This is a genomic window from Nocardia yamanashiensis NBRC 100130, assembly GCF_001613325.1.
Classification (GTDB): domain Bacteria; phylum Actinomycetota; class Actinomycetes; order Mycobacteriales; family Mycobacteriaceae; genus Nocardia; species Nocardia yamanashiensis.
On sequence record NZ_BDCD01000006.1, the window covers coordinates 86,783 to 113,587 of the forward strand.

Genomic DNA, 26,805 nt, shown 5'->3' on the forward strand with positions numbered 1-26,805 from the left:
GCGTCGGCGGTCAGCCTGCTATCGCCCCGGCGGGGTCATGGTGAGCGCTTCGGGCACGACCGCGAATACGGCGTGCAATCCGGAGGTGAGGGTGCCGGAGTGTCGGGGCCGGCTGTGGCTCCAGGTGTCGAGGGCGCGGTGGAACGCGGCGATGAGGATGTCCAGGATCAGGCGTGGGCGTGGGTCGGTGGTGGGGTCGAGGTCGAAACGTTCGGCCAGGATGGCCAGGGCTTGTTGGATGGTCGTGTCGCAGAACTGCAGATTGTGTGCGCCCATGGCGGGGGTGGTGCGGGCGAGGTGGTGGCTGCGCGCGGCGCGGTCGGCCCAGCCGTCGGTCGGCATCTTCTCGACTGCGGCCAGGAGGGTGTCCTGAAGTGTCAGTAGGAGCGGCCCGGGTTCGGTGGGCCGGTCTGCCAGCTCGGTGAGGAAGACCGTCCAAAGGTCTTGCAGGGGCGCCATGGCGACGTCTTCTTTGCTGGTGAAGGTGCGGAAGAACGTGCGCTTGGATACCTCGACGGTGTCGCAGAGCTCATCGAGGGTGGTGTGGTCGAACCCGCGGTCGGTGAACAAATCCAAGGCGGTGTCGATGAGCGCTTGCCGAGTGCGTTGTTTCTTGCGCTCGCGCAGGGGCAGCTGGTCGGTCGCGTCAGCCATGGTCATCACCCTAGCGCCCATGAGCAGCTTTTGCCCATTGACAGCGTTTGCCACTGAGTGGCACATTGTCTTCGCGGTCGGCATCGCGACCGCACCCGGAGGGGTATCCACCGTTGAAAGGCGTTGTCGCATGCGCGCATTGGTTGTCGATCGTTCCGTTCCCTCGGGTCTGCGGATCGGTGAGGTTCCGGATCCGGATCCAGCTCCGAACCAGGCGCTGGTGCGGGTGACGGCGACCTCGCTCAATGACGGTGAGATCCGGTTCGTTCTCGCCGACGCCGCCGACGGAGCGGTACTGGGCTGGGACGCGGCCGGGATCGTGGAGCGGGCCGCGGCCGATGGTTCCGGTCCGGCGGCCGGCACGCCGGTGATCACTCTGGGCGCCGCCGGGGCGTGGGCGCAGTTGCGCGCGGTTGACACGGGCCTGCTCGGAATCGCCCCTGCCGGTGCGGATCTGGGAACGCTCGCCACGATCCCCGTCGCGGGCACGACGGCGCTGCGCGCGCTGCACCGGCTCGGTCCGATCGTGGGCCGGCGGGTGCTGGTGACCGGCGCGACCGGCGGTGTCGGCCGGTATGCGGTGCAGCTCGCGCGCATGGGCGGCGCGCACGTCGTGGCCGCGACCGGGGATCCGTCCCGTCACGGCGACCAACTGCGAGCGCTGGGCGCCAACGAAGTGGTGACCGATCCGTCGGCCCTACGCGATCCCGTGGACGGAGTGGTGGATCTGATCGGGGGCCGCCAGCTCGTGGACGCCTATCAGCGGTTGAGCGAAGGCGGCACGCTGGTTGCCGTCGGTCACGCCGCCGGGCAGGACGAAAGATTCGAGTTCGGAGCATTTTTCGGTGATCAGGGCCGTCACGATCGCTCGATCGCGACGTTCTTCCTCCTGTCGTGCCCGAACCTGGGCCCGGATCTGAGCTGGCTGGCAGAACAGGTGACCGCAGGGACCCTGGACGCCGGCGTCGCCTGGCGGGGAGATTGGGACCGAGTTGGGGAAGCTACCGAGGTATTGCTGGCCCGCCGATTGCACGGCAAAGCAGTCCTGGACCTACGGTGAGACAAGAACTTTGCGGCGAGCGTGCTCCGTCGAATCTGTCGGCGCCCCACAGTCGGCTCGCTGCCGAACCACCTGGATCACGATCCTCATCGCCGGTGCCGCGCGAATCTGACGAGCCCGTAGACGGCCATGGCGGCCAGCCACAACGCAGCCCCTGACCCTACGGTGACGACCGACCCCCACAACACGATGAACGGCCCGTAAGTCCACACTCGGGCCCAATACCCGCACGGACCGACATCCTCGGGGATGCTGGCGCATTCGGGGTGACCGATGGTCGCGAAGGCCAACGCCGCCAGCACCGGAATGACAACGGCCACAGCGAGCATGACCACGAAGCTTCCGACGATGCGGTTGGCAGGCTGCATCCGGCCATTATGGTGTCGTCGTGATCGCCGCGGTCGCCCCGATTTCCGGGGTGGTGGAGAAACCTTCACGAAAAGCCAGCGGGACTGTTTTCGAAGGCTCACCCCGCCGCCGGACCGACCCTCACGGATGGATTCACGGTGATCACCGTCCGATCATCGTGGGGCGCAGTGACATCGAGGCCGTTGCTCCGCAGCACCTCGATGACCTCGTCGAGGTGCTCGGGGCTGTACCAGCCGATCACCAGCGGGCGCAGCAGGGTGTGCCAGCGGTGGCGGCGTTCATCGCGCATCAGCGTCCGGGCCGAGGAGTAGTTGTCCCCGATCTCCTGCCATGCTTCGAACAGCGCACGATAGTCGTCATGCAGGGCATCGTGGTCGTAGTCGCCGCGTTCCACCCCGGCGAGCGTCTCGGCATGGAATTCCGGGTCGATTCCCGCCGCCGCCATCAATCGCGGCTTCATGTCCTCGATCTCGCGCCGGATCGACTCGGGCACAGGCTGTTCGGCGACACCCCACCCCTCCTCCGCGAAGAACGCGTCGGCGTAGGCCTGCGCATAGCTGTAGAGGAATCCCTTTGGCCCGCGCGGGGTTTCATCCACCGCGTCCCGCTTGGTGAAGCACCGCCACGCAAGAGCGAAATCGGCCCCGAACCCGCGCTCGCTCAATTCGGCGAACGCGGCCTCGAGCCGCTCGAGATCTGTCCGCTGTTCCATGCCGATCAGTTTCACCCACGCGGCTGGATCGAGCAGCAACCGCGTCGCTTCCCCCGGCGTGGATCGATATCATCGCGCTGGTCTGTTCACCGACCCCGATGAGGACACATGGCGCACGAACTCGACGCGGTGATAGCGAGATTCGACGTATTGAGCGACCTGGCGCGAGAGCGTTTACTCCCTGTCGTCGCTCTCGAACGAGGATTCGGCCTGGTGCCACTGGTGGCCACGGTGATCAAAAAGCTTGCCGCAGAGCTGGTTTTGCCCGATCGCGGCCGCGCGGTCGTACAGATACACGAGCTGCACCCGCTGTTTCAGAAGTGGTCGGGCGCGGGCCCAATCGTGTACGCGAGCAACGATGTCCACGCCGGATTCGGATCGCAGTCCGCGATGATCTGGCAAGACCAGCGGGTGGTATTCAGCCAGACGGGGTATCCCTACAGCGGGCCCATCTCCATGGCGCTGCTGCGACTGGGAGTGACAGGGGGAATTCTCGGGTGCGACGAATTCGACATCCTCGGGCTCGCACGACACCGCTCCACCGCCGGCTGGCTCAACGACGCGACGCCGGGCGGGCAACGCGCTGGCTCACATGACGATCGGGCTCGATGACCCGGGCAACCGCGCAACCGGCTTCTGGCATGCCGAAATCCAACTCTCCCTCCCTCGCGATGCGGTGGCTCAGCGGCCCGGCGGTTGGTTGCGAGGATCCAGCCAGTCCGACAGCTCGGGAACATCGGTGCGGGCAACGCCGGTGAACTCGGCGGGCCGCTTGGTCAGGAACGCTGTAATGCCTTCGACGAGGTCGGTGCTTCGCAAGGCATGCGGAATGGACTTGCGGTCGAAGGCGAAAGCGGCTTCCGGGCTGCCGTACGCCGTCATGGCGGTGAGGCCGCGCCGGATCACCGCGGCGGATGCGGGCGCGATCTCGGTGGCGAGCTCGCTGGCCAGGGCATAGACCGCGTCCGAGAGCTGTTCCGCGGGATGCAAACTGGTGACCAGTCCGGCCGCCAAAGCCTCCTCGGCATCGATCAGACGCCCGGTCAGCATCCACTCTTTCGCCTTGGCAAGGCCGACCAATTGCGGGAGATACCAGAGCGATCCGGCTTCCGGCACCAATCCGCGCCGGCCGAATACGAACCCGAACCGCGCATCGTCGGCTGCGAGCCGGAAATCGGCGGGCAAGGTCATCGTGATCCCGACACCGACGGCCGGCCCCTGCAACGCGACGATGACCGGCTTGTTCAGATTCGTCATCGGCCGAGCCACCCGGGTCGCCCACTCGACCCACTCCGGGGCATCCATGTCCTCGTCCGCGCCCTCGGCCAAATCCATTCCGACACAGAAGTATTTGCCGGTCGCCGCCAGCACCACCACCCGGACCTCATCGTCGGCATCCGCCGCGACGAACGCAGCCCCCAGCTCATCGGCCATCTCGGCGGTGAACCCGTTACGCGCCTCGGGCCGGTTGAGCGTGATCGTCGCGATGGCGTCGGCCACGGCATAGGTGATCGTCGTGTACGTCATGCGTCGATACGGCCCATCTCTGCAGCGCTGCAAGGAAACAGATGTTTCCTCATGGTCTTCGTTCAACCTATAGCGGAGGGTCGGCAGGCTGTCCACCGAACCCGGCCAGCTGTGGGTACCTCAACACGATCGCGCGGGGTCAACTGTCGAAACGCAGCACCGAGGGCGTCGTGCCGGGCGCCCACAGCGCGATGAGCGCGTCGATCAGCGACTGGTGTTCGGCGCCTTCGGCCCGCATGTGCTTGTCGAGCAGATCCTGGCCGGCCCACCGCTCCAGAATCACCAAAGTGTCCGGGCTGACCATGTTCTGGAGCAGGTCGTACTGCTCGCAACCATCCTCGCGCTCCACGACGGCCTTCAAAGCTTCGAATGCTGCGGCGAAGTCGCCCGCCCGCCCCGGCGCTACCTGAATCGTGACGATGTGCTGGATCGGCATGAACCATCGCTCCTCCCAACAGATTCCACCACGGTGCTCCGCGGCGACGGCCGCGCAGGGCTCGCCGAAGTCCAGCCGCCGTGGGTGAATCTCGCGTCCGGCTGCCGCACCAATCGTCTGCTTGAACGTCGCCCGCATCGAATGGTTTGTGCCCGTTGCGATTCCACGTGCCGCAGTCTTCCTGCGAGATCAGCGGCGGCCAGAGCATCGTACGTCCGTTGGCCGGTGCAAACGGCGGGGACATGTGACGATGATCGTTGTGCCCCTCCTGCGGTTATCGAGTTACGTTTTTGTCTTCTTGCTCTTGAAAGCGTGGCTCGGCGGGTGGATTGCGATCGTTCCGACCGTGATCATCTGCGAGGTGCTGAGTTTTCTCACTCTCAGGCTCGCTTACGCCTTCTATCTCGATAGCGTCATGGTCGCCCGGATTCCGGGGCATCGTCTCAGAGTGGGGGGACTCGTTTTCTGTGTGGCCGTTCATGCGTCGTTGGCGGGCCGCACCGCGAACGTGTACTCCGACAGTCGAGCATGGCTCATCGGCGCAGTGATCGCGGGCGCTGCCGTGGGGCTGGTCGGATTCGTGCGGACTGCGGGCAGAATCCTGGCGATGTCCGGCATCGGCGAGCCCTATTGATCAATGGCACGCCGATCCGGCAACCGGCGGCTGGCCGATTATTCGCTGTCGGTAGGATCTGTAAGCGAGCGCGCGCAATACGCGAGTTCAGTGATCTTCTTCAGCGGAATCGAGGTGGTGACTTATATCCCAGGCCATGTAGCCGTCCGTGTTCCCCCATGTCCCGATCACGCGGACATGTACGGGGCGGACGTCGCACTGGCCTGAGTTGCGTCACCTACCCTGCAGTACTCCCGGGTGCAGCTCTGCCGTCTGCCCCGGGTTTCGTGTCTTCCGACCTTGGCGCATTCGACGGCGAGCTCCCTCGATTTCCGAACAGGAGCCCACCGTGCACTCCCCCGCGCTCGACAACAAGCCCGAGTACACCCCACCCTCTACGCCTACCGGCGTGCCGTCGAAGCTGACGACTACCGCCAGGATCGCCCTGGCGGTCCTGCTGACCGGCGAACTCATGAACATCGTCGACGACTCTGTCGTCGTCACCGCCATCCCGACCCTGCAACAGTCCCTGGGCGCGGGTCCGGCGGCTGTGCAGTGGGTGACCGCGGGCTATGCGCTGACCTTCGCGCTCGCGTTGATCACCGGCGGCAGGCTCGGTGATATCCATGGTCGGCGAAAGATGTTCTTACTGGGCGCCTTCGGGTTCACCCTCGCCTCTCTGCTGTGCGGGTTAGCGGCCGGCCCTGGGATGCTGATCGCCGCACGCACACTGCAGGGCGCTGCCGCTGCGGTGATGATTCCGCAGGTCCTGGCCACTCTGCACGCGACCTTCACCGGTGCCGGCCGCAGCCGGGCTTTCGCTCTCTACGGCGCGGTGCTGTCATTGGGCAGTGTCGCGGGACCGGTGCTGGGCGGATTTCTCACCGAAGCGAACCTGTTCGGATTGTCTTGGCGGCCGATCTTCCTGATCAACGTGCCCGTGGGAATCGCAGTGATCCTGCTGGGGCGCAAGTTCATCGCCGAAACCACCACGACCGAGGCCGACCGCCTCGACCTGATCGGGGTGGGCCTGTCCGCGACCGCGATGGTGCTGATCCTGTTCCCGCTCACCGAGGGACGCACCCATGGCTGGCCGCTGTGGTGCTGGTTCCTGCTCGCCGCCGGCCTGCTCATACTCGGGGTCTTCGTGCGCTATCTGCGGCACGGCACGGACAGAACCCCGCTGGTGGATCTGTCGTTGTTCCAGGACAAGCACTTCCGTGGTGGCCTGTCCGCGCAGTTGATGCTCGGACTGCTGTGCGGGCTGTACTTCATGACCTGGGCGCTGTACCTGCAGTGGGGCCTGGGAATGAGCCCGGCCGTGTCCGGCTCGGCGTTCGTGCTGCTCGCGCTCGGCGAACTGGCCGGCGCGACGCTCGCGGCGAAGACTGCCGGACGTTCGGCCCGCCGCCTGCCGCAGACCGGCGTCATGATCGCGCTGGCCGCAATCACGGTCTACGGACTACAGATCAGCGGCCGGCACGGTGATTTGACCCTGTCGGCGATGATCGCTCCGGTCGTGCTGCTCGGATTCGGGCTCGGTATGGTCGGCGGACCGATCGCCGATCTGGCTATGGCGCAGGTTCCGCACGAGAGCGCCGGTTCGGCCTCGGGCCTGTTCAATACCGCGTTCCAACTCGGCGCCGCGTTCGGTGGCGCGCTGACCGGACCGGTGTACTTCGCTGTCACCGGCGGCTCGTCCGACCGTGTGCTGAACCATGACGGATTCATCGGCGTGCTGTGGGCGGTCGGCGGCGTGCTGACGGTGATGTGGGCGTTGATGTTCTCCCTGCCCCGGCAGTGCTTACGACAGGTGCATCAGGTTGCCGGCGGTGGTGAAGAGGCTCTTTCCGAGCTTCACGACCGGGATGCCGATGGGCGCGAGAATGATGGTGACGGACAAGATGATTCCGACCAGCCAGATCAGTCCCGCCACGATTCCCAGCACTGCGCCGAGCACGGCTCCGAGGATGCCCAATACCGCAGCCAATAGTTTGTTCAAAGCTCCCATGATGACCTCCTGAGTCATTGTGGGAGTAGCCCGTCGAGCCCATCACATGCAGCGAGCGAGTGGCTGCAGGAGCGGCACTTTCGGCCCCCTGTTCACCCGTAGTGACGGGGCGGCCACTGTCGTAGCGAATCCTGTTCGCGTGCCAGGAATTCGGCGAAGGTCGTGGCGGGGCGGGTGGTGAGATCGCGGACGGTGGAGGTGATCTCGGCGGCGGAGCCGTTCGCGACGCCTTCGAACAATGCGGCCACGTCAGCGGCGAACTGCACCGGTAGCCCTTGGGTGATCAGGTTGTCGGCGAATTCCTTTGCGGGCCGGTCGATATAGGAGATGGTGCGCCCTACCGCGCGCGAGAGCAGAGCGGCTATCTCGGCGTGGGTGAGTGCTTCAGGGCCGGTCAGGACGAATCGTCGGGTGGTAAGGGAGTCGTCGTCGAGGATGGCCGCGGCGCAGTCGGCGATATCGGCGCAATCGATGTAGGACACGCGGCCGGTGCCGTATGCGCCGAGCAGGTCGTCGCCGCTGGTGAACGCGCCAGCGCCAGTGAGGAAGTTCTGCATGAATCCGCTCGGTTGCAGAATCACCCACTCCAGTCCGGATCGTTCGAGCCGGGCTTCGATCTCGGCGTGCGCGCCTTCGGCCAGCGGGCCGCCCGCCCGTGCCCCCATGACCGAGATCTTCACGATGCGGCGCACGCCCGCGTGGACCGCCGCGTCGATCACGGCGCTCTGGTGGGCGATCATCGGCTGGGGTCCGGGCGTGGGTTGCGCGCCGGCCGAGCACAGGAAGACCTGGTCGACACCGGTCAGTGCCGCAGCGATCGAGGCGGGGTCGTCGAAATCTCCGACCACCAGATCGCAGTCGAGGTCGCGTGCGCGTTCGGGTGCGCGCACCAGCGCCCGGCAGCGTGTGCCGCGCTTCCGCAACTGGCGGACCACATGGCGTCCGATCGAGCCGGTGGCGCCTGTAATCAGGATCATCACGAACTCCCATTAAAATCGAGGAACCCTCGGAATATATCTCGAGGCTCCCTCGACTTAAAGGGGTCTGATGGAAGAGGCCACCTCGAAGCCGCGCCGTCCGCGCGCGGATGCCCTGCGCAACCGCCTGCGCCTGCTCGCCGCCGCCGACGAAGTGTTCCGGGCGAGCGGTTCGGACGCACCGCTCGACCAGGTCGCCCGGCGCGCCGAAGTCGGCATCGGCACCCTCTACGGTCACTTTCCCACTCGCCGCGCGCTCATCGCGGCGCTGCTGGCCGAACGCAATCAGGAACTGTTCGTCCATGGCGATCGGCTGATCGAGCAAGTGGTCACCGTCGACGCCGTCGGTGAGTGGGTGCGCGCGGTGGTCCGGCATGCCGCCACCTATCAGGGGCTGGCCGTGGTGCTTGCCGAAAGTCTCGGCGACGATGCCAGCGAAATGCACGAATCCTGCGTGCGGATCAGCGATATCGGCGCCGAACTCCTCAGGCGCGCGGAAGGGACGGGCACACTCGCACCGGACGCCAGCGCGCAGGATGTGTTCACCCTCATCAACGCGGCCGCGTGGACGCGCGAACACGCGGGAGAAGACCAAGCGGAACGGTTGATCGCACTGACGCTCGAAGGATTGCGGCGCCAAAACCATCCAGCGCGTTGACCTTTCATACGCCACTCGCCGACCGGCTCGAAAGCTGCGGCTCGCGGTGATGCCGTGCGGCCAGAAGACGCCGACGCGATAGCCCGCTCGGCGACGGCGAACGAGTTCGCGGCGACAGGTGCTACTTGTGGTCGATCCGGCCGATCGGATCGGCGGTGCCGGCCAGGTCGGCCTGCAGTTTTTCCCATGCGGCGGAGTCGATTTCGAGGGCGCTGCACAGATAGGCCCAGGTAGCCTCGCGGATCAGAGCGACGCGTTCGGGGTTTTCGTCGGTGGTGTCGGCGGCGTTGTAGGCGTGGATGCCACCGAGCAGGTGTTCGCCTCCGAAGGCGGTGAGCAGGCTGCGGGCGCCGGGGCTGTGGGTGTACACGTCGGTGAACCAGTCAGGTCCGCGGGTCGAGAGCTGGGATTGATCATGATCGCCCGCGACCACCAGTACCGGCGTGGTCAGGCCGCTGAAGTCCGGGTTCATGAAGGGGAAGTTCGCGACGGCGAACGGTGAGAGGTCGTCCCCGCCCAGGCCCGCAGTCGCAAGCAGCACACCGGCTTTCACGCGGGCGTCGGTCAGATCGGGACCGGGCTGCCCGTCCGCGCCGAGGACGCGGGCGCCGAGCAACATGCCGACGGTCTGCCCGCCCCAGGAGTGGCCCGCGACGGCGATCCGCTCGCGGTCGACGCGCTCGCCGAGGCCCGGAATCGCGGCGAGGATCTGATCGAGGTCGTCGAGTACCCGCACGACGTCGGTGACGCGGATGCGCCAGATATCCGGGTAGCGCGGATCGTCAGGAGTGACGCCGAGGGTCCGCGAATCCAGGAAGGTGGGTTGGACGACGACGAATCCGTGTGCGGCCCAGTGGTCGACGAGCGGGTCATAGGAGGACATGGACTTGCCGAACCCGTGGGCGAGGATGACGACCGGCAGGCCGGATCCGGAAGCGGGCGCGGACACGCGAACTTCCAGGTCGACGCCGCGCTCGGGCGTCGGCAGCGTGACGGGCTTGACACTGATGATCGGAGTGGGGGCGAACATGCGGAAGATCCCTTCGAGGGCGATAGACTCCCAAGCGGAGCACTGTTCCGAATATACGGAGCACTGTTCCGCTTGACAAGTACAGTTGAAGGAAAGGAGTGCCGCGTGAGTGAGCCGTCGCCGGCCCAGGCCAAACGCGCAGATGCCCGGCGCAACGAAAAGTCCCTGCTGGACGCCGCGGCCGCAGTCTTCGTCACCGATGGCGTGGACGCGCCGGTGCGCCGCATCGCCGCCGAGGCCGGAGTCGGCATGGGCACGATCTACCGCCACTTCCCCACGCGCGCAGACCTTGTCGCAGCCGTCTACCGCCATCAGATCGACGCCTGCGCCGAGGCCGGCCCCACCCTGCTCGCGACCACACCCTCCCCCTTCACCGCGCTCCGCCAATGGGTCGACCTCTTCACCGACTTCCTGACGACCAAACACGGTCTCGCCGCCGCGATGCGCAGCGACCCCGACGGCATCACCGCCCTGCACGCCCTGTTCCTGGACCGCCTGGTCCCCGTCTTCGAGGACCTCCTCACCGCGGCTCGCAACGCTGGCGAGGCCACCACCGATTTCACCGCCTACCAATTGATGCGCGCCATCGGCGATATCTGCGCGGGCGCCGAGCTGACCGACCCGAACTACGACCCCCGCCTCACCCTCCGTCTGCTGCTCGCCGGCTGCCAGAAGTAAAACCGCGCGCTCACTATGATGGCGTCGTGTTCATCGCAGGCATCGGACCGTTCACGGCGCAACCAGGTCCCGAAGGCGGGAGCATTTGGTCGCCATCGGCCACGATCGGCAGCAGTCTGTTCGACGATCCGATCGAGGTGAACGTTCTTCTCCCAGAGGGGCAGTCGGCTGATTCCGCGCTCATCGCGACGGTGCTGGGCGACCTGGACCACTACCTGCTACTCGGCCTGCGATTCCTGCACACCGAGCTTATCGCCGCCCCCGAATCCTTCGGCTCGACACCCGAGGACGCACGTCGATTCGAGCGGTTCGATCCCGCAACCTTCCCCGTCGACCACCCCCAGCTCAACTTTTACGAGGGCACCGAATGGTTGCTGCGCTTCGCCGAGGGCGGACTGCCGATCTGCGAACCTTACGGCGTGGCAGTGGTTTTCGTGAATCACGAACCGGTGCGGGTCGAAGATCTGAGCGACTCGGCATCGATCTGATCAGTGCTTCCGCCACCGTAGAAGAGGTCGTCTGAATGTCGCGCCCGGAAAGTCGATTGGCAGGCATGCGCCCCCAGGACGTGATCGTTCACAGGGCGCTCGTGCTCGGGTGGTACGACGGCCCCCTCGAAGGATTCATCGACCTGTCCCAGCCCGAATCATCCTGGTATTTCCAGCTCATGGGCGAACGGTACGAACCCGGCGATATCGATTCCCGGCTCTACCTGCTGTCCCATGTGCCGGCCGGGGTGATCGACCAGATCACCGAGCTAGCCGGAGAAGCCTTCCCTGCCACGCGGAAGGTCTGGGTGCCCTCCTGGCAGTTCCCCGATCCAGCCCGTGAGCAAGCCGCCGACGATGTCGTCGACACAGCCATCGCCGAAGCGAAGCCCGGCAGACTCATCGTGCACGCGAAAGACCTCACCCGCGTGACCGATTTCTGGATCACGACCACTCCCCTTCGATTGCCCCGCCAACCCATTCAATGAGACGTGGATTAGCCAGGCGTTCGCGCGCCACGCTTCAGCGGCGGTTGGACCGGTCCATCGCGGGTACGCAACCTTCACGACCGCATTTCCAACGTCCACGGGTAGTGAAGGGAGATTTCGCATGACGACGAGCGGAGGAGCCATGTATCCGTCCTCGCGTGAGCCGGTGCCGCGGCAATGGCGCAGGCCACGCCACCATGCCGGTGAGGGCATCGAGGACGGCGTCAACGTGGTCGGCGTGTTCATGTTCCTGCTGGGGATCCTCGCGCTGGCGCTCACTCTGGTCGCGGCCGGGTATGGCTTCGCCGGATGGGCAACGGTGGCCGGCATCGCCTGCGGGTTGCTGTTCGTGGGTGCGGTGGCGGTGATTTCGCTCGAATGGCATCGCCAGCACGCGGATGACGGGCCCGAACCCGAAGAGCGACAGGGGCATTGATCCCGCGACGATTGGAAGCGATGTTCATGGTGATCTGCGCTGAATATGCTTGATCTGACGTCTCGACTTATTGCCTGACGTCGCAATGCCGTTGGGCGAAGGGGGAGTCGGGATGATCGGGTCCGTAGACGAGGCTGCCATCGACGAGGCGTTCGGACAGTTCGGCGTGCCGGGAGCCAGCTGGGCGGTGATCGCCGACGGCCGGATCGCACAGACCGGGGTATCCGGAGTTCAGACCGCCGACGAGCGGCGGCCGGTGACAAGCACAACGAGATTTCAAGCGTGCTCGATCAGCAAACCGGTTGTGGCGCTGGCGATGTTGCGACTGGTCGATCAGGGCGTGCTCGATCTGGACGCCGACAGACCACGGTGCAGATTCTGCGAGGGGAGTTTCCGGCGAATACGGCCGGAATACGAGTGGACACCGTCCCCGGCGCACAATTCCGTTACTCCGGGGGCGGAACGATCGCGATGCAGCTGCTCATCGAGGAAGTGACGGGCGCCCCGTTCCCGGCGCTGATGCGCGAACTCGTGCTGGACCCGGGCGCACCGGATGCGCTCATCTCACAACCCCTCGCCCGCGAAATGCTGACCCCACAGATCATCTCGTCCACCCCGGACCCCCTCGGCGACCTGAACGCGGTCGGCCTCGGCCCCTTCCTCGCCACGAACGGCCCCGCGAGATTCGGCCACAGCGGCGGGAACGAAGGCTTCCGATGCCACCTGCTGGCCTACCGAGAGATCGGCGTCGGGGCGGCGGTGATGACCAACAGCGACCTCGGAGTCTATGCGATGCAACGCGTGTTCGCCGCCATCGCCAAAGCCCACGACTGGCCGGACTGCCCGATCGAGATCGACACTCCCGACCTACCCACCGAATCGACCCTGGAAAGCTTCGGGGGCCGCTACCGGCTCCACCCCGGATTCGAATTCACAGTCACCCCAACCCACCACGACCTTCAGGTCACCTTCGACCGACAACCACAGATGACCTTCAGCTCCCTGAAAGGGAACAGCGAAGGACCTCCACTATTCGTCTCGGTCACGACCGAAACGGCTCTCCGCCTCGACGGCGACACGCTCGTGTTCCTCCAAAACGGCCAGGAAGTCGCCTGCGAGCGCCTCCCTGCGAATGGGGATGGGCAGCCATCGATTCGGCCGGACACCATTCGTTAGCGCGGCGGCTGACCTCGGCAGTAGGCGAGCGCAGCGACATCGGACGGCACACCCGAACTCCCCCAGCAAAATCCGACAACCCTCTCATCGCTCGTGGCGATGCCGCAGCGCAGTTAGCTTGTGCAGATGCCCGCGTCACCTCAGAATCCGCATGATGCGTACTTCCGACGCGTACTGTCCCGCCCCGCTGACGCGGCATCGATCATCAGCCCCCTTCTTCCCGGACCTGTTGCAGCACAAGTGGAGTGGGATTCCCTCAAGCTGTTGTCAACCAGCTTCGTGTCCGAGGACTTACGTTCTCGCTACGGCGATCTGCTCTTTCGCGCCAGGATCAACGGCCGTGAGGCATATCTGTACACTCTGATCGAACATCAAAGCGGCAGCGACCCTTTGATGGCGTTCCGCATGCTGGAATACCTTGTCAACATCTGGTGCCGTTATCTGCGTGAGAACACCGACGCAAAAACCTTGCCCGCCGTGATCCCGATCGTCGTGCACTGCGACCGCAAGGGCAGCGCATGGTCCGCACCGACCGAAGTCTCCGAACTCATCGATCTCGACGACTCGACCCGAACGGCGCTCGGTCCATACCTGCCGCACCTGAGCTTCCTCCTCGACGACATCACAACAGTCGATGTCGAAGCCATCCGGGCTCGCCACGCCACACCTGCGGCCACGTTGATGCTCGTGCTACAGAAAATCGCACCTGCCAACGACCGGCTCGGCACCGAACTCATGCCGCTGATCACCGAGTTCGCCAGACTGCTGGCGGGACCCACCGGGGTCGATGACCTGCGATGCCTCCTGAAGTACATTTTCTATGTAGGAGAAACGAAAGCCACCGATCTCGATTCGCTGATCGACCAGCTCGGCGAACAGGCCAAGGAGGCGATGATGACCACTGCCGACCAGCTCCGGGCCGAAGGCGCGGCACGCGGGCGCGCTGAGGGGCACGCTGAAGGGCGGGCCGAGGGCCGGGCTGAGGCGTTGACCGAGCTGCTGACCGCCAAGTTCGGGACCCTGCCGGGGCCGATAACCGCCAGCATCGCAGCGGCGAGCTCCGAGGAACTGCGTACGTGGACGGTGCGGGTGCTCACAGCAACCCAGCTGGAGGATGTCTTCTCCTGACCACGGGACCAGGTCAGGGATCACCCCACGGAGCCGGTGGGCACCTGGGAGCGTGGGACTGCGCTGGTGATCGACCACCCCGCCTCTAGAGCGGGTGCGCCGCACGAGGTATCGAAGGTGACGCTGGAATGCGGGTCGACCCACTGACTGGTGGGGTAGCTGGTGGTCTGGAAGGCCGGAGTGGTGCCGGGTTCGTTGAAGGTGGTGCAGCTGACCTGCGCGGAGATCAGATAGGTCTCGTCGTTGTCGTTGGTGCAGGTAGCCCCTTCGCACCAGACGCCGGGCGCCACATAGTAGGCCGCGGTGGCGGGTGGTGCGAGCAGAACTGCTGTGGCGCAGGTGATTCCAGCGATCGCTGCTAGTCTTCCGAAAGTTCGAGATTTCATCGATTTTCTCCCCCGAGACGATTCTTGCTCGTTGCGACGGTCACACCAGTTCGTCCGCGGCGCAAGCGAATTATGCTCCGCCGCTTGGCGAAATGCGCTGTTCGATTACTTCAATAGACGACCACGAGACATAACGGTGAGTGTTTAGGAGGATGTCCGTTGAGCCGGTCCAGGCTCTCCTCGCGCTCGGCCTGCCGTCGCTCCTTGCGAAGGGTTCTCGGCAGGGGCTTTCGACCCTCTTCCGGACCCATGGGGTGCGCCGCTCCCGCGGGCACCGCGTAGCGGAAATAGGTGTTCTCGATCGCGATATGGAACGGCTGAACCACCCTCCGCCACGGAGTGAACCTGCGCCGCAGATACCAGAGTCGATGGTTCCCGTCTCGAACCCTCACGACGGCGTTAGCGCTGATCGACGCCGCGGCGGGCGCTGCCGCCGCCGGAGCCGCCGCCCTGTTGGCCACTGCCGCCTCGGGTTTCGCAGGGCTTGGTGTTGGATTTGGTGCCGGGAGAGGAGCAGGGGGTGCCCGAGGCGCCGCCCCCGCCGCCGCCTGAGGGTTTGGAAGCGGCGGTGTAGGCGGGCTGCGGGGTTTCGGGTGCTGCCGCGGCGGCGGTGCCGGCGGTCAGTAGTCCGAGTGTGCTGATCATGGCGGCGGCGATTGCGGTTTTCATGTCGGTTTCTCCTTGATCGGGTGACAAGATCACTCTGTCGGGAGGGTGTTAACGAAACCTTGCTGATCGCTTATAGGGGGTTTGCGTACCGCGTTCGGCGGCAATGCGTTTCGGTCGTTGTGGACGGTTCTGTGCCAGGCTGGCGAGGTGGAACCAGCAGGAACGAATGAATCCGATGCCCCGCAGGTGATCGGGTCGGCGGTGAGTGAACCGGGGTGGCGGACGGGGAATCCGATCAGGGTTGCTGTGGTGGCTTTGCTGCCGATGGCGTTCGTTGCCGGGACGGTCATCGCCGAAAAGGTTGTGGATCAACCCACTACACGGGTCGGGAAGATTCTCGCCATGAGCAACTTCCTCGGGCTCTCGACGCTGTGCGTACTCGGCCCGTTGGCGGTGGTGGCACTGGTCGGGGCGATTGCGTTGCAAAATAACGACATTCGCAGGGGAAGTTGGTTCGCGAGGGTGGCCGGTGGGGCTGCTGTGATCGTGTGCGTCCTGGTCGTCGTTGCTGTTCTCAGCGATGCTTTCGGCTCCGGCTCGCGGCCGTACGAGTGGCATCCGATGTATTCGCCGCCGGCGGCCCTGCTCGCGGTCACCCCGCAGCTGGTGATCGCGATCGCCAATATCTACGTGCTCGTTCGGCTCTCGAAGCGAGAGCGTCCCGATGGCTAGAAATATGCGGTTCGCTAAAATCTAGCCATGAGACCTGTTGTCGTGCTGGCCCTGGATGGGGTGGTGGGCTTCGACCTCGCGATTCCGGGGCAGGTGTTCGGCACCGCCAATCTCATGGTCGACAGCCCGGTGTACGAGATACGGATCGCGGCGCCGGGGCGATGTGTGCGCACTGCAAGCAGTTTCGGGGCGCTCGAGTTGCGTACCGAGTGGGGGCTGGAGGCGCTCGCGGATGCCGACACGATCGTTGTGCCTGGTCTCAGCGATCCGCTGAGCGAGCCCGAGGGGGCGGTGCTGGACGGGCTGCGGGCCGCCTGGGCTCGGGGCGTGCGGATCACTTCGGTGTGCAATGGCGCGTTCGTGCTGGCGGCGGCGGGGTTGCTCGATGGCCGGCGCGCGACCACTCATTGGCAGGATGCGGCTGAGCTGGCGCGGCGCTATCCGCGCGTGACCGTCGATCCGGCGGTGCTGTATGTGGAGGATGGCAATTTGTGCACTTCCGCGGGAGTCGCTGCCGGCCTGGATATGTGCCTGCATTTGGTGCGCAATGACCTGGGGGCGGCGGTTGCGGCCGACACCGCGCGTCACATCGTGATGCCGCCCCAACGGCAAGGTGGGCAAGCACAATTCATCGTTCATCCCGATCCGGGTTCGGGTGCGAGCGGTCTCGGCGACACATTGCATTGGATGACCGCCAATCTGGACAGGCCGTTGACGCTGGCGGAGATCGCCGATCACGCCGCGTTAAGCGTGCGCAGTCTCAATCGACATTTTCGGGCACAGGTCGGGACCACGCCCTTGCAGTGGCTGTTGCACGCGCGGATCCGGTACGCGCGGGAGTTGCTCGAGACGACCGATCATTCCGTCGAAATCGTCGCCCGCCGTACCGGATTCGCGACCGCGACCGCGATGCGCCACCATTTCACCCGGCATACCGGTATCGCGCCGCACCATTACCGGGCCAATTTTCGCACCGCTCGCCCGGCCGAGTCGGCGCATCCGGCGAGGCCGGAGTCGATGTGGGGGCGCTATTCGCCCCACAGGCAGGACGCGGCGGCGAGTTCCATATCGGTCACACCGCGCTCCTGACGTTCACGCAACAGCTCACCGCCCAGGGTGTAGCGCGGTGCCGCGGCGTCCGAGCGGGATGCGCGTTCGACGATCGCGTCGACCAGCGAGCGCACCATGTCGAGGCGTGGATAGGCGGTGTGGATCCGCTCCCCCACGGCTGCGGCGATTTCGGCGCCGCGCCCGAAATCCATTCCGATCCCGCCCCGGGTGAGATAGGCCAGCAGGCCGCGCCGTTCGGCGATGCCGGGCGAGGTGTGCAGTGCGATCGCCTCCCAGACCGCATCGACGTCCTTTTCCGGCACCCCGTGCTGTCGCAGGACCGCTGCGGCCAGGTCCGCGCCTTCCACCTCGAAACGTGTTGTGCCCTTGGCGAGTTCACCGGCGCCCAGGTCGTGCATGACGGTCGCCGCGAACAGCAGATCCCGGTCGTAGGCGGCGTCGGTCAGCGCGCCCTCATGGGCGGCCAGCAGCTCGGCGAAGAAGAAGCTGCGGATACTGTGGTTGGCGACCGAAGCCGACTCCGAGGAACGTACGACGGACAGAACCGCTTCGGCCAGTGGGCTTTCGGGCAGTTCGAGTGAAGTCATCGCCGCTCCTGTCAGTGCGCCGCAGGCGTCGGGTCGCCCCAGCCCGCCCCGGCGACGAAGTCGAACCAGGTGAGTTCCGGTGCGTCCTTGTAGTACAGCGAGCGCAGCTGCCCGGGGAAGGTGTGCGGGCTACCCTTCGCCGGATTCGCGTGCACCTGGGCGGCGATGAGCTCACCGAGTGCGTAACCGAGATTCTCGCGAGGCCACGCGGCGTGCACCCGCTCGGCGAATCCGGCTGGCAACTGCTGCTTGCCGAAGCCGAGGATGTCGGCGGCGATCCCTTGCTGCGTGACGGCCTCGACGGGGCCGAAGTGGGGTGCCAGTCCATCGCTGGTGTGCAGCGCGATCGCATTCCACACCGGTTGCACCCGGGCCGGTTCCACCCCGCGCGCGGTGAGGAACGCCGCCGCCGCGTCCGCGCCATCGACTTCGAAACGCTTGTCGTTGTTGGCGAATTCGGTCACCCCGAGGTCGTGCAGAATGCAGGCCACGTAGACGAGTTCCTCGTCGTAGTCCACCTGGGCCCGCAAACCCGATGCGGCGGCGAGCTCGCGCGCGAACAGGTAGCTGCGCACCGTGTGGTTGTACACGAACGTCGGCGACACCGAACGCGCGAGAGCGTCTGCGGCAGTGGCCAATTCGGTATCCGGAACCGCGAACCCGGCGCGGGCGGCAGCGTCGATAGTCATGGTGATCCTCTCCCGGGGACGCATCCCCACCGTGCTCTGTTCGATCGAGCTTCTCGATTCTCACCGCGCCCCGGACACCCGAAAAGTGGCCGGAATGCCGGATATCGCTAAAAACTGGCCAGTCACGCTAGAGTCGAGGCATGGGTATCGAACGGTCCGCCGTTGTTCCCGCGCCGCTGTCGGAGGTCTTCGACTGGTACGCGCGTCCCGGTGCGTTCACGCGCCTCACGCCACCGTGGCAGCCCATATCGCTACGCGAGGAGACGGATTCGCTCGCGCGGGGGCGGGCGGTGCTGGGGTTGCCGGGCGGATTGCGCTGGGTGGCGCGCCATGACCCGGACGGGTACGCGCCGCCGTATCGGTTCGTCGACGAGATCGCGCGCGACGGGCTGGCGTCGCTGCCCGCGGCGCTGGCGGTGCGCTGGCGGCACACCCACGAATTCGAGGCCGTGGACGACGGGCACACCCGCGTCATCGACCGGATCGATACGCCGATTCCCGAGGCGCTGCTGTCGGCGACGTTCGACTACCGCTACCGGCAATTGGCCGATGATCTCGCCGCGCACCAGCGTGCCGCCCGGCACGGGTTCGGTCCCTCGGTCATCGCGATCACCGGCGCGAGCGGACTGGTCGGCACCGCGCTCGCGGCGTTCCTGAGCACCGGCGGGCACACCGTGGTGCGGCTGGTCCGGCACGCGCCGCGCGATGACGGTGAGTGGCAATGGAATCCGGATGCGCCCGACCCCGGCCTGCTCGACGGCGTCGACTCGGTCATCCACCTGGCGGGCGCGTCGATCGCGGGCCGATTCACCGAGCAGCATCGCCGGGAGATCGCCGACAGCCGGATCGGCCCCACCCGGAAACTGGCCGAACTGGCGGCCAAGACCGGCGTGCCCACGCTGGTGAGCGCCTCGGCGATCGGCATCTACGGCTACGACCGCGGCGACACCGTCCTGACCGAGGACAGCGAGCGCGGTGCGGGTTTTCTGGCCGATGTGGTCAGCGACTGGGAGGACGCCACCGGCCCGGCCGCCGACAGTGGTACCCGAGTTGTGAAGGTGCGCACCGGAATCGTGCAATCACCGCGCGGCGGGACCTTACGTCTCATGCGCCCGTTGTTCTCGCTCGGGCTCGGCGGCCGCATCGGCGACGGCCGGCAATGGCTGTCGTGGATCGGCATCGACGATCTCATCGATATCTACCACCGGGCGCTGTGGGACACCGAGCTGTCCGGGCCGGTCAATGCCGTCGCCCCCGAGGCGGTGCGCAACAGCGAATACACCAAGACGCTGGCCGCCGCCCTGCATCGCCCCGCCCTGCTCCCGGTCCCCAGCTTCGGCCCGGCCTTGCTCTTGGGCAAACAGGGCGCCCAAGAACTGGCCAATGCCAGCCAGCACGTCTCGCCGACCCGGCTCCTCGCCGCCGAACATCATTTCCGCACACCGGATCTGAGCTCCACGCTGAGCCACCTGCTGGGCACGAATCAGCCGGACTGACCACGGGTGCGGTGGTGGGCACGCCTCACGGATCCCGCCCACCACCGCTCCCGTACGATCTTGCTCATGCGAGGCACCGTCCTGTACGCGCCGTTCGACATCCGTTTCGAAGAGCGCCCCGATCCACGCATAACCGAACCCACCGATGCGATCATCCGCACCGCCGCCACCTGCGTCTGCGGCTCGGACCTGTGGAACTACCGCGGCATCAACCCGGTCACCAAGCCCCGGCCCATCGGTCACGAATACGTCGGCATCGTGGAAGAGGTGGGCGCGGAAGTCACCTCGGTGCGGCCGGGCCAATTCGTGGTCGGCGGGTTCGCCTACTCCGACAACACCTGCGCGAACTGCCGGTACGGATACCAATCCGCCTGCACCCATGGCGGTTTCATGGGCACCTGCCAGGCCGAGCTGATCCGCATCCCCCAGGCCGACGGCACCCTGGTCGCACTCCCCGACCAGCCCGAGGCCGATCTGATCCCGAGCCTGCTGACCTTGTCGGATGTGATGGGCACCGGCTGGTACGCGGCGGTGGCCGCCCAGGTCTGCCCCGGTTCGACCATCGCGGTGGTCGGCGACGGCGCGGTCGGGCTCTGCGGCGTGCTCGCCGCGAAGGAGCTCGGCGCCGAACGCATCATCGCCATGAGCCGGCACGAGTCGCGTCAGAAACTGGCCTTGGAATTCGGTGCCACCGAGATCGTCACCGAACGGGGCGAGGAGGGCGTCGCGCGGATCAAGGACCTCACCGGCGGGGTCGGGGCGGACGCGGTGCTCGAATGCGTCGGCACGAACGAATCCATGGTGCAGGCCCGGCATTCCACCCGGGTCGGCGGCACCGTCGGATTCGTCGGCGTTCCCCACGATGTCGAGATCAGCGGTGAGGAGCTGTTCCGCACCCACGTGGGTCTGCGCGGCGGGCCCGCGCCCGTGCGGCGGTTCCTGCCCGATCTGATCGCGCGGGTGCTCGAGCGGCGCATCGATCCGGGCAAGGTGTTCGATCTGACCCTGCCTTTGTCGGAGGTGGCCGAAGGCTATCGGGCGATGGATGAACGGCGAGCCATCAAAACACTGCTGCTGCCCTGAGTTTCGCCCCGCCCGCGGTTCCGTGCGAAACACGGGAAAAAATGCGGGGGTGATTAATGGTGTTACCCCGTATCGACCGGGCATAAACATACCTATAACCATGTGATCACGAACCGGTGTGAACAGGACATTCTTCCTTGCTGTGCGCACGTCGCAGTGACAGTGTGGAGGGCGGTTTGGCTCAATTCAACCTCAACGACGAGGAGTTTTGAAATGAGTAACAAGCTTTCCCCCGATGCTTCGATACGAAGTGCGTTGGAGCTGCTGAGCAGCAAACGTGGTAATCCCGCACCGCTTCGGCTCGGCAATTCGGAAAACAATTCCCTTCATATTGTTCTGGTGGCTCCCCCGTATTTCGATATTCCGCCCGCCGGATACGGCGGCGTCGAGGCGGTGGTGGCCGCGCTGGCCGATGAACTGGTCGACCACGGGCATCGGGTGACCTTGCTGGGTGCGGGCCGGGCCGGCACCAAGGCCGATTTCGTGCGGGTGTGGGATGAGCCGCAGACCCAGCAGCTGGGCCAGCCGTATCCGGAGATCGTCAATGCACTCAAGGCGTGGCAGGTGGTCGAGGAACTGCACCGGCGGCATCCGATCGACGTGGTGCACGACCACACCTTCGCCGGGCCCGGCAATGCGGCGGCGTATCGCATGCTCGGCATTCCGACCGTGGTGACCGTGCACGGGCCCGTCGATGCCGAAATGTACGAGTACTACCGGGCATTCGATCGCAGTGTGCGGCTGGTGGCGATCAGCGACCGGCAGCGGGAGCTGGCGCCGGACCTGAACTGGATTGGGCGCGTGCACAATGCGATCCGGCCCGAGGAATGGCCTTTCCGGCCGGAGAAAATGGATTACGCGCTGTTCCTGGGCCGGTACGCGCCGTACAAGGGACCGCATCTGGCCCTCGAAGCCGCCCATGCCGCCGGACTGCGCCTCATCCTCGCGGGCAAATGCAACGAGCCGCCCGAACGCGCTTTCTTCGACGAGTTCGTGCGCCCGCTGCTGACCCCGGACGACGATGTGTTCGGTGAGGCCGACGCGACCGAGAAGCGGCAATTGCTGGCCGGCGCGCGCTGCCTGCTGTTCCCCATCCAGTGGGAGGAGCCGTTCGGCATCGTGATGATCGAGTCCATGGTGTGCGGCACCCCGGTGATCGCGCTGCGCGGCGGCGCGGTCGAAGAGGTGATCGAGCACGGCGTCACCGGGTTCATCTGCGACGATCCGGACGAGCTGCCCGACGCCATCGCGCGCATCGGGGAGATCGATCCCTTCGCCTGCCGCGAACGCGTCGAACGGCTCTTCGCCACCGACCGTTTCGCCGCCGGCTACGAAGCGGCCTACCATCGGGCCGTCGCCAAGGCCCCGAACCGGCCCGCGCACACCGTTATTCGCACCGCCGAACGCCGTCGTGAACCGGTGATCGCGCCCCGCGACACCCAGTTGCCGAGCGTGTACCCGTGACGGTGCTCAATGCCGGGCCGCCGACCCCCATCGACGGCGGCACCGGTCTGGTCACGCTGGTCGAGGCGAGCACCTTCTGCCTGTCCGATCAGCTCGGCGACATCCACCCGGGCACCGCGCACGGCCTGTTCTATCGCGATGCCCGGGTGCTCACCCGCTGGGAACTGCGCCTGGACGGGCAACCACCGGAACAGCTTTCGGTGGTGCTGCGCGATCCGTACCGGGCGCGCTTCGTGGCGCGCAAACCGCCGCCGCACGGCGTGGCCGACGCGACCGTGCTGGTGCAGCGACGGCGGATGATCGGCGAGGGCATGCGCGAGGCCATCACGGTGCACAATCTCGGCGCCGAGGACACCGCCATGACCGTAACCCTGACCGCCGACGCCGATTTCGCGGATCTGTTCGCGGTCAAGGAAGGCCGCGGTCACGGGCACGGGTGCGAATACAGTGTGGCCGAAGGGGCGTTGCGGCTCACCGGGCGCAGCGGCTCCGGCCGCGAACTGGCCATCACCGCCGACGGGGAACCGGAGATCCAGCCCGGATCGCTGTCGTGGCAGATCCTGGTGCCCGCGCGCGGGGCCTGGCATACCGTGGTGCACTGCCAGCCCATCGTCGAACATCATGCGGCGCCGATGAAATTCGATGCCACCGACGAGGACAGCCCGGCCTACAAGATCCGGCAGTGGCGCGCGACCACCACCGCGCTGACCGCCAGCGGCAGCGGGCTGAACACCATCCTGCAGCGCACCGAAACCGATCTGGGGGCGCTGCGGCTCGACGATCCCGAGGACGGGACGGCGTACGTGGCGGCGGGCGCGCCGTGGTTCATGGCGCTGTTCGGGCGCGACAGCCTGCTCACCTCGTGGATGGCATTGCTGCTCGATTCCGCGCTGGCCGTGGGGACGCTGCGACAGCTGGCGAAACTGCAAGGGACGGAAGATGATCCGGTAACCGAGGAGGAACCGGGGCGGATCATGCACGAGCGGCGGTACGGGCCCGGCAGTGAACGGGTGCTGGGCGGCAGCGTGTACTACGGCAGTGTCGATGCCACGCCGTTGTTCGTGATGCTGCTGGCCGAATGCCTGCGCTGGGGCGTGGAGCCGGGGGCGATCCGGGAACTGCTGCCGGCGGCCGATGCGGCGTTGACGTGGATCGATACGTTCGGGGACGGTGACGGGGACGGGTTCGTGGAGTATCGGCGCAAGACCGATCGCGGACTGGCGAATCAGGGATGGAAGGACAGTTGGGACGCTGTCGGATTCGCCGATGGGCAGCTGGCCGAACCGCCGATCGCGTTGTGCGAGGTGCAGGGGTACACCTATGCCGCGCGGCTCGGGCGGGCCGATCTGGCGGAGGCGTTCGGCGATCACGGCACCGCGGCGCGGCTGCGGGAGTCGGCGCAGGAGTTGCGTGAGCGGTTCGACGAGGCGTTCTGGATGGCTGGCGAAGGGTGTTACGCGCTCGCCTTGGACGGCCGGAAACGGCAGGTCGACGCGGTGTCCAGCAATCCCGGGCATTGCCTGTGGACCGGGATCGTGCCCGATGAGCGGGCGGCCGAACTCGTGGAGCGGCTCGGGGGCGCGGATCTCAACAGCGGATTCGGTTTGCGCACACTGTCTTCCACTGCCAGCCGGTTCAATCCCATGGGATACCACAATGGTTCGGTGTGGCCGCATGACACCGCCATCGCGATCGCGGGGCTGCTGCGCTACCGGCATATTCCCGGTGCGATGCAGTTGGCCGAACGGCTGGCGACCGGGCTGCTCGAAGCGATTCTCGAATACGGCGCGCGGCCGCCGGAGCTGTTCTGCGGCTTCGCGCGGACCGAATTCCGTTCGCCCGTACCGTATCCCACCTCGTGTTCGCCGCAGGCGTGGGCGAGCGCGGCGCCGCTGCTGCTCATGCGCTCGTTCCTCGGGTTGCAACCCGATGCACCCAGCCGCACCCTCACCATCGCGCCGCGTCTGCCCGAACGCGCGGGCACGGTGCGGCTGGCGGATCTGCGGCTGGGGTCGGCGACCATCACCATCGAGGCCACCGGGACGAGCGCGAAAGTCATCGGGCTGCCCGATGACTGGCGGCTCGAGGAGCAGTGAGGGTCACCCGGTGGGCTTGACCACCGACCATTGGGTGACCGGGAGCTGGGGACGCCAGGAGGTGAAGCCGCCCAGGGGTTCGGCGCGATAGATCTGGAAGCGGCGCAGCGAACCCCCGTGGGCGGCGGCCAGGCTCGTGACCAGGGCCTCGGATTCGGCGGTCACGGCGTTGGCGACCAGGCGGCCGCCGGGGCGCAGGCGGTCCCAGCAGGCGTCGAACATGCCGGGCTGGGTGAGCCCGCCGCCGATGAACACCGCGTCGGGGGCTTGGCGGTCGCCGAAGGAGTCCGGGGCGGCACCCAGTACCTCGATGCCCGGTACGCCGAGTTGCGCCGCGTTCTCGGTGATCTGCTTGCGGCGGCTGTCGTGCTGTTCGAAAGTCACTGCGCGGCAGGAGGAATCGGTACGGCACCATTCGATCGCGATCGTGCCGGAACCGCCGCCGACATCCCACAGGAGTTCACCTGGTGCAGGAGCCAGCGCGGCGACGGTCAGGGTGCGCACCTCTGCTTTGGTGAGCTGGCCATCGCCGCCGTAGACCGTGTCGGGCAGGCCCGGCAGGCGGGTCAGCCGGACTGCTCCAAGATCCGATATCGCTTCGACCGCAACAATATTCAGCGCGTCGCCGACAGGATGCGTCCAGTCCGCGGCGGTACCGTCGAACACGCGCTCCCCCGGCCCGCCCAGCTGTTCGAGCACCGTCAGCCGCGACCCGCCGAATCCATTGGCCGCCAGGAGATTCGCCAACTGCGCGGGCGTCGCCGCATCGGAACTGAGCACCAGCACCCGCCGCCCGTCCGCCAACTCCGGCAACACCGTCTCGATCCGCCGCCCCACCGCACTCACCACCGGCGTCTCCGCCCACGCCCAGCCCAGCCGCGCACACGCCAGCGAGGCCGACGACGGCTGCGGCAGCACCCGCAGCGCATGCGGACCGACCAACCGCGCCAACGTCACGCCGATCCCGTAGAACATGGGATCGCCACTGGCGAGCACACACATACGCCGTCCCGCGAACTGCCGCAGCAATCCCGGCAACGCGGGTACCAGCGGCGACGGCCACGCCACCCGCTCGGCACCGCAGGATTCAGCAGGCACCAACTCCAGCTGCCGCCCAGACCCGAACAACACCTCCGCCGCCGCGATCTCCCGCCGCGCAGCCCCGCCCAGTCCGTCGAACCCGTCCGCGCCGATACCGACCACGGCGATGACGCCAGCTTGGGGAGGCAACTCGACAACGCCGTCACCGCCGCTCGGCAGCGTCCATCCGGCCCCGCCATTGCTGCGAGATGAGGTCGCACCCGCGCTGGTGCTCGAGAACGAGCGACCTCCCCTCTCGTCCGATTGCCGACCAGCGGTGGCGTCGCTCATCGCGGCGCTCGTCGCCACAGCGACTGCGGGACAAGGCGCATGGCGATGAAGACCAGCTTCAGGCGCTTGGGCACCGTCACGATGCGGGACCGCTTGTACAGGCCCGCGATCACACCGTCGGCAACCTGGTCCGGAGTGCTGGACATGGGAGCCGGTTCCATGCCCGCCGTCATACGGCCGATGACGAACCCGGAACGCACCAGCAGCAGGTGAATCCCGCTGCCGTGCAACGCATCCTGGAGACCGTTGACGAAACCGTCCAAGCCCGCCTTGGCCGAGCCATAGACGTAGTTCGCCCGGCGCACCCGGATACCGGCGATCGAGCTGAACGCCACCAGCTGCCCATCTCCCTGCTCCCGCAACAGATTCGCGAGCAGGGTCAGCATGTTCACCTGTGCCACATAGTCGGTGTGCACGATCGCCACCGCATGCGCCGGATCCTGTTCCGCGCGAGCCTGATCCCCGAGGATCCCGAACGCCAGCACCGCCACGCCGATCCGTCCGTGCTCGGCCACCACCTTCTCCAGCAGCGCCTGATGCCCGCCCAGATCGTCGGCATCGAATTCCACCGTCTGCACCGCGCTCGCCTCGGCGGTCAGCAACTCACGGCGCTGCTTCTCCAGATCGTCGCTGCGGCGCGCCGCCAGAATCACCACACGCCCCGGTGCCAGCCGCCGAGCCACCTCGAGCCCGATCTCACTGCGTCCACCCAACAACAGAATGACGCCCGCGTCGACGTCCCGTGATGATCCGAATGCCATGGCCCACAGTTTGCCATCC

Annotated in this window: 31 protein-coding genes; 18 read left to right on the forward strand and 13 right to left on the reverse strand. The window is 66.5% G+C overall.

Annotated elements, in window-relative coordinates; genetic code table 11:
• Positions 1-18 precede the first annotated feature (18 nt).
• Entirely contained in the window at positions 19-654 is a 636-nt protein-coding gene (locus tag NY1_RS06300; RefSeq protein ID WP_218028318.1) for a TetR/AcrR family transcriptional regulator, read from the reverse strand.
• 130 nt (positions 655-784) lie between these two features.
• Between NY1_RS06300 and NY1_RS06305 the strand changes: the two genes are divergently transcribed.
• Positions 785-1,714: a zinc-binding dehydrogenase gene (locus NY1_RS06305; protein WP_067709383.1), complete on the forward strand. Its 930-nt coding sequence runs from the start codon at positions 785-787 to the stop codon at positions 1,712-1,714.
• Between the two features lie 86 nt (positions 1,715-1,800).
• On the opposite strand, the gene NY1_RS06310 is transcribed toward NY1_RS06305, so the two are convergent.
• Together NY1_RS06310 and NY1_RS06315 are read right to left on the reverse strand one after the other, a co-directional pair.
• Entirely contained in the window at positions 1,801-2,082 is a 282-nt protein-coding gene (locus NY1_RS06310; protein WP_067709385.1) for a hypothetical protein, read from the reverse strand.
• 98 nt (positions 2,083-2,180) lie between these two features.
• Entirely contained in the window at positions 2,181-2,795 is a 615-nt protein-coding gene (locus tag NY1_RS06315) for a hypothetical protein (RefSeq protein ID WP_157762071.1), read from the reverse strand.
• A 108-nt stretch (positions 2,796-2,903) separates the two neighbouring features.
• On the opposite strand from NY1_RS06315, the gene NY1_RS06320 reads away from it, so the two are divergent.
• Positions 2,904-3,407, forward strand: a complete 504-nt coding sequence (locus NY1_RS06320) for a hypothetical protein (RefSeq protein WP_067709389.1) — start codon at positions 2,904-2,906, stop codon at positions 3,405-3,407.
• A 69-nt stretch (positions 3,408-3,476) separates the two neighbouring features.
• Here the strand turns inward: NY1_RS06320 and NY1_RS06325 are convergent, their stop codons facing one another.
• A complete protein-coding gene (locus NY1_RS06325; RefSeq protein WP_233434226.1) occupies positions 3,477-4,418 on the reverse strand; it encodes an enoyl-CoA hydratase-related protein in 942 nt (313 codons plus the stop codon).
• A 43-nt stretch (positions 4,419-4,461) separates the two neighbouring features.
• A complete protein-coding gene (locus NY1_RS06330) occupies positions 4,462-4,896 on the reverse strand; it encodes a putative quinol monooxygenase (protein ID WP_067709392.1) in 435 nt (144 codons plus the stop codon).
• A 106-nt stretch (positions 4,897-5,002) separates the two neighbouring features.
• On the opposite strand from NY1_RS06330, the gene NY1_RS06335 reads away from it, so the two are divergent.
• Entirely contained in the window at positions 5,003-5,392 is a 390-nt protein-coding gene (locus NY1_RS06335) for a hypothetical protein (protein WP_067709394.1), read from the forward strand.
• Positions 5,393-5,720: 328 nt separating this feature from the next.
• Positions 5,721-7,364 (forward strand): MFS transporter, encoded by a 1,644-nt coding sequence (locus NY1_RS06340; protein WP_439955998.1) that lies wholly within the window; start codon positions 5,721-5,723, stop codon positions 7,362-7,364.
• 110 nt (positions 7,365-7,474) lie between these two features.
• On the opposite strand, the gene NY1_RS06345 is transcribed toward NY1_RS06340, so the two are convergent.
• Positions 7,475-8,359 carry an NAD(P)H-binding protein gene (locus NY1_RS06345; RefSeq protein WP_067709395.1) on the reverse strand — a complete coding sequence of 295 codons (885 nt, stop codon included), beginning with the start codon at positions 8,357-8,359 and terminating at the stop codon, positions 7,475-7,477.
• A gap of 70 nt (positions 8,360-8,429) precedes the next feature.
• Here NY1_RS06345 and NY1_RS06350 point away from each other — a divergent pair, with 70 nt between their 5' ends.
• Positions 8,430-9,017 (forward strand): TetR/AcrR family transcriptional regulator, encoded by a 588-nt coding sequence (locus NY1_RS06350; protein ID WP_067709397.1) that lies wholly within the window; start codon positions 8,430-8,432, stop codon positions 9,015-9,017.
• A gap of 121 nt (positions 9,018-9,138) precedes the next feature.
• Here NY1_RS06350 and NY1_RS06355 read toward each other — a convergent pair whose 3' ends face one another.
• Entirely contained in the window at positions 9,139-10,047 is a 909-nt protein-coding gene (locus tag NY1_RS06355) for an alpha/beta hydrolase family protein (RefSeq protein WP_067709399.1), read from the reverse strand.
• Between the two features lie 105 nt (positions 10,048-10,152).
• On the opposite strand from NY1_RS06355, the gene NY1_RS06360 reads away from it, so the two are divergent.
• From NY1_RS06360 to NY1_RS06385, 7 genes are all read left to right on the forward strand, one after another.
• The gene (locus NY1_RS06360; protein WP_067709401.1) at positions 10,153-10,725 is read left to right on the forward strand and encodes a TetR/AcrR family transcriptional regulator; all 573 of its coding nucleotides are present in this window, start codon (positions 10,153-10,155) and stop codon (positions 10,723-10,725) included.
• A 26-nt stretch (positions 10,726-10,751) separates the two neighbouring features.
• Complete coding sequence (locus NY1_RS06365; RefSeq protein ID WP_067709403.1) at positions 10,752-11,213, forward strand: hypothetical protein; 462 nt, start codon at positions 10,752-10,754, stop codon at positions 11,211-11,213.
• A gap of 35 nt (positions 11,214-11,248) precedes the next feature.
• Entirely contained in the window at positions 11,249-11,701 is a 453-nt protein-coding gene (locus NY1_RS06370) for a hypothetical protein (RefSeq protein ID WP_157762072.1), read from the forward strand.
• 121 nt (positions 11,702-11,822) lie between these two features.
• On the forward strand, positions 11,823-12,137 hold the full coding sequence (locus tag NY1_RS06375) for a hypothetical protein (RefSeq protein WP_157762073.1): 315 nt from the start codon (positions 11,823-11,825) through the stop codon (positions 12,135-12,137).
• Between the two features lie 112 nt (positions 12,138-12,249).
• On the forward strand, positions 12,250-12,633 hold the full coding sequence (locus NY1_RS45365; protein ID WP_218028319.1) for a serine hydrolase domain-containing protein: 384 nt from the start codon (positions 12,250-12,252) through the stop codon (positions 12,631-12,633).
• On the forward strand, positions 12,555-13,313 hold the full coding sequence (locus NY1_RS06380; protein ID WP_067709409.1) for a serine hydrolase domain-containing protein: 759 nt from the start codon (positions 12,555-12,557) through the stop codon (positions 13,311-13,313). The genes NY1_RS45365 and NY1_RS06380 overlap by 79 nt, the downstream gene beginning before the upstream one ends.
• A gap of 126 nt (positions 13,314-13,439) precedes the next feature.
• Complete coding sequence (locus tag NY1_RS06385; protein WP_084534702.1) at positions 13,440-14,441, forward strand: Rpn family recombination-promoting nuclease/putative transposase; 1,002 nt, start codon at positions 13,440-13,442, stop codon at positions 14,439-14,441.
• Positions 14,442-14,461: 20 nt separating this feature from the next.
• Here NY1_RS06385 and NY1_RS06390 read toward each other — a convergent pair whose 3' ends face one another.
• Together NY1_RS06390 and NY1_RS06395 are read right to left on the reverse strand one after the other, a co-directional pair.
• Entirely contained in the window at positions 14,462-14,827 is a 366-nt protein-coding gene (locus NY1_RS06390) for a hypothetical protein (protein WP_157762074.1), read from the reverse strand.
• A 399-nt stretch (positions 14,828-15,226) separates the two neighbouring features.
• A complete protein-coding gene (locus tag NY1_RS06395; RefSeq protein ID WP_067709415.1) occupies positions 15,227-15,496 on the reverse strand; it encodes a hypothetical protein in 270 nt (89 codons plus the stop codon).
• Between the two features lie 81 nt (positions 15,497-15,577).
• Between NY1_RS06395 and NY1_RS06400 the strand changes: the two genes are divergently transcribed.
• Both NY1_RS06400 and NY1_RS06405 read left to right on the forward strand, forming a co-directional pair.
• The gene (locus tag NY1_RS06400) at positions 15,578-16,168 is read left to right on the forward strand and encodes a hypothetical protein (RefSeq protein WP_157762075.1); all 591 of its coding nucleotides are present in this window, start codon (positions 15,578-15,580) and stop codon (positions 16,166-16,168) included.
• 27 nt (positions 16,169-16,195) lie between these two features.
• Positions 16,196-17,257, forward strand: a complete 1,062-nt coding sequence (locus tag NY1_RS06405) for a GlxA family transcriptional regulator (protein ID WP_084534703.1) — start codon at positions 16,196-16,198, stop codon at positions 17,255-17,257.
• Here NY1_RS06405 and NY1_RS06410 read toward each other — a convergent pair.
• Complete coding sequence (locus NY1_RS06410) at positions 17,197-17,826, reverse strand: HD domain-containing protein (protein WP_067709420.1); 630 nt, start codon at positions 17,824-17,826, stop codon at positions 17,197-17,199. The genes NY1_RS06405 and NY1_RS06410 overlap by 61 nt on opposite strands.
• 11 nt (positions 17,827-17,837) lie before the next feature.
• Positions 17,838-18,515, reverse strand: coding sequence for an HD domain-containing protein (locus tag NY1_RS06415; protein ID WP_067709422.1), 678 nt, complete (start codon positions 18,513-18,515; stop codon positions 17,838-17,840).
• A gap of 140 nt (positions 18,516-18,655) precedes the next feature.
• On the opposite strand from NY1_RS06415, the gene NY1_RS06420 reads away from it, so the two are divergent.
• The 4 genes from NY1_RS06420 (at position 18,656) to NY1_RS06435 (ending at position 24,654) form a co-directional block, all read left to right on the forward strand.
• Positions 18,656-20,011, forward strand: coding sequence for a TIGR01777 family oxidoreductase (locus tag NY1_RS06420; RefSeq protein ID WP_067709423.1), 1,356 nt, complete (start codon positions 18,656-18,658; stop codon positions 20,009-20,011).
• Positions 20,012-20,077: 66 nt separating this feature from the next.
• Positions 20,078-21,094, forward strand: coding sequence for a zinc-dependent alcohol dehydrogenase family protein (locus tag NY1_RS06425; protein WP_067709425.1), 1,017 nt, complete (start codon positions 20,078-20,080; stop codon positions 21,092-21,094).
• A 336-nt stretch (positions 21,095-21,430) separates the two neighbouring features.
• The gene (locus NY1_RS06430) at positions 21,431-22,558 is read left to right on the forward strand and encodes a glycosyltransferase family 4 protein (RefSeq protein WP_233434231.1); all 1,128 of its coding nucleotides are present in this window, start codon (positions 21,431-21,433) and stop codon (positions 22,556-22,558) included.
• Positions 22,555-24,654 carry an amylo-alpha-1,6-glucosidase gene (locus NY1_RS06435; RefSeq protein WP_067709429.1) on the forward strand — a complete coding sequence of 700 codons (2,100 nt, stop codon included), beginning with the start codon at positions 22,555-22,557 and terminating at the stop codon, positions 24,652-24,654. The genes NY1_RS06430 and NY1_RS06435 overlap by 4 nt, the downstream gene beginning before the upstream one ends.
• 3 nt (positions 24,655-24,657) lie before the next feature.
• On the opposite strand, the gene cbiE is transcribed toward NY1_RS06435, so the two are convergent.
• On the reverse strand, positions 24,658-26,025 hold the full coding sequence (cbiE, locus tag NY1_RS06440) for a precorrin-6y C5,15-methyltransferase (decarboxylating) subunit CbiE (protein ID WP_084534713.1): 1,368 nt from the start codon (positions 26,023-26,025) through the stop codon (positions 24,658-24,660).
• Positions 26,022-26,786 (reverse strand): decaprenylphospho-beta-D-erythro-pentofuranosid-2-ulose 2-reductase, encoded by a 765-nt coding sequence (dprE2, locus tag NY1_RS06445; protein ID WP_067709434.1) that lies wholly within the window; start codon positions 26,784-26,786, stop codon positions 26,022-26,024. Before dprE2 ends, cbiE begins: the two co-directional genes overlap by 4 nt.
• Between the last annotated feature and the right edge of the window lie 19 nt (positions 26,787-26,805).

Excerpts from the sequence above, each read along its gene's own strand:
- NY1_RS06300 (WP_218028318.1), bottom strand. The coding sequence starts at position 654 with ATGGCTGACGCGACCGACCAGCTGCCCCTGCGCGAGCGCAAGAAACAA.
- NY1_RS06305 (WP_067709383.1), top strand. The coding sequence starts at position 785 with ATGCGCGCATTGGTTGTCGATCGTTCCGTTCCCTCGGGTCTGCGGATC.
- NY1_RS06310 (WP_067709385.1), bottom strand. The coding sequence starts at position 2,082 with ATGCAGCCTGCCAACCGCATCGTCGGAAGCTTCGTGGTCATGCTCGCT.
- NY1_RS06315 (WP_157762071.1), bottom strand. The coding sequence starts at position 2,795 with ATGGAACAGCGGACAGATCTCGAGCGGCTCGAGGCCGCGTTCGCCGAA.
- NY1_RS06320 (WP_067709389.1), top strand. The coding sequence starts at position 2,904 with ATGGCGCACGAACTCGACGCGGTGATAGCGAGATTCGACGTATTGAGC.
- NY1_RS06330 (WP_067709392.1), bottom strand. The coding sequence starts at position 4,896 with ATGCGGGCGACGTTCAAGCAGACGATTGGTGCGGCAGCCGGACGCGAG.
- NY1_RS06345 (WP_067709395.1), bottom strand. The coding sequence starts at position 8,359 with ATGATCCTGATTACAGGCGCCACCGGCTCGATCGGACGCCATGTGGTC.
- NY1_RS06350 (WP_067709397.1), top strand. The coding sequence starts at position 8,430 with ATGGAAGAGGCCACCTCGAAGCCGCGCCGTCCGCGCGCGGATGCCCTG.
- NY1_RS06355 (WP_067709399.1), bottom strand. The coding sequence starts at position 10,047 with ATGTTCGCCCCCACTCCGATCATCAGTGTCAAGCCCGTCACGCTGCCG.
- NY1_RS06370 (WP_157762072.1), top strand. The coding sequence starts at position 11,249 with ATGTCGCGCCCGGAAAGTCGATTGGCAGGCATGCGCCCCCAGGACGTG.
- NY1_RS06375 (WP_157762073.1), top strand. The coding sequence starts at position 11,823 with ATGACGACGAGCGGAGGAGCCATGTATCCGTCCTCGCGTGAGCCGGTG.
- NY1_RS45365 (WP_218028319.1), top strand. The coding sequence starts at position 12,250 with ATGATCGGGTCCGTAGACGAGGCTGCCATCGACGAGGCGTTCGGACAG.
- NY1_RS06385 (WP_084534702.1), top strand. The coding sequence starts at position 13,440 with ATGCCCGCGTCACCTCAGAATCCGCATGATGCGTACTTCCGACGCGTA.
- NY1_RS06390 (WP_157762074.1), bottom strand. The coding sequence starts at position 14,827 with ATGAAATCTCGAACTTTCGGAAGACTAGCAGCGATCGCTGGAATCACC.
- NY1_RS06395 (WP_067709415.1), bottom strand. The coding sequence starts at position 15,496 with ATGAAAACCGCAATCGCCGCCGCCATGATCAGCACACTCGGACTACTG.
- NY1_RS06405 (WP_084534703.1), top strand. The coding sequence starts at position 16,196 with ATGAGACCTGTTGTCGTGCTGGCCCTGGATGGGGTGGTGGGCTTCGAC.
- NY1_RS06410 (WP_067709420.1), bottom strand. The coding sequence starts at position 17,826 with ATGACTTCACTCGAACTGCCCGAAAGCCCACTGGCCGAAGCGGTTCTG.
- NY1_RS06415 (WP_067709422.1), bottom strand. The coding sequence starts at position 18,515 with ATGACTATCGACGCTGCCGCCCGCGCCGGGTTCGCGGTTCCGGATACC.
- NY1_RS06420 (WP_067709423.1), top strand. The coding sequence starts at position 18,656 with ATGGGTATCGAACGGTCCGCCGTTGTTCCCGCGCCGCTGTCGGAGGTC.
- NY1_RS06425 (WP_067709425.1), top strand. The coding sequence starts at position 20,078 with ATGCGAGGCACCGTCCTGTACGCGCCGTTCGACATCCGTTTCGAAGAG.
- cbiE (WP_084534713.1), bottom strand. The coding sequence starts at position 26,025 with ATGAGCGACGCCACCGCTGGTCGGCAATCGGACGAGAGGGGAGGTCGC.
- dprE2 (WP_067709434.1), bottom strand. The coding sequence starts at position 26,786 with ATGGCATTCGGATCATCACGGGACGTCGACGCGGGCGTCATTCTGTTG.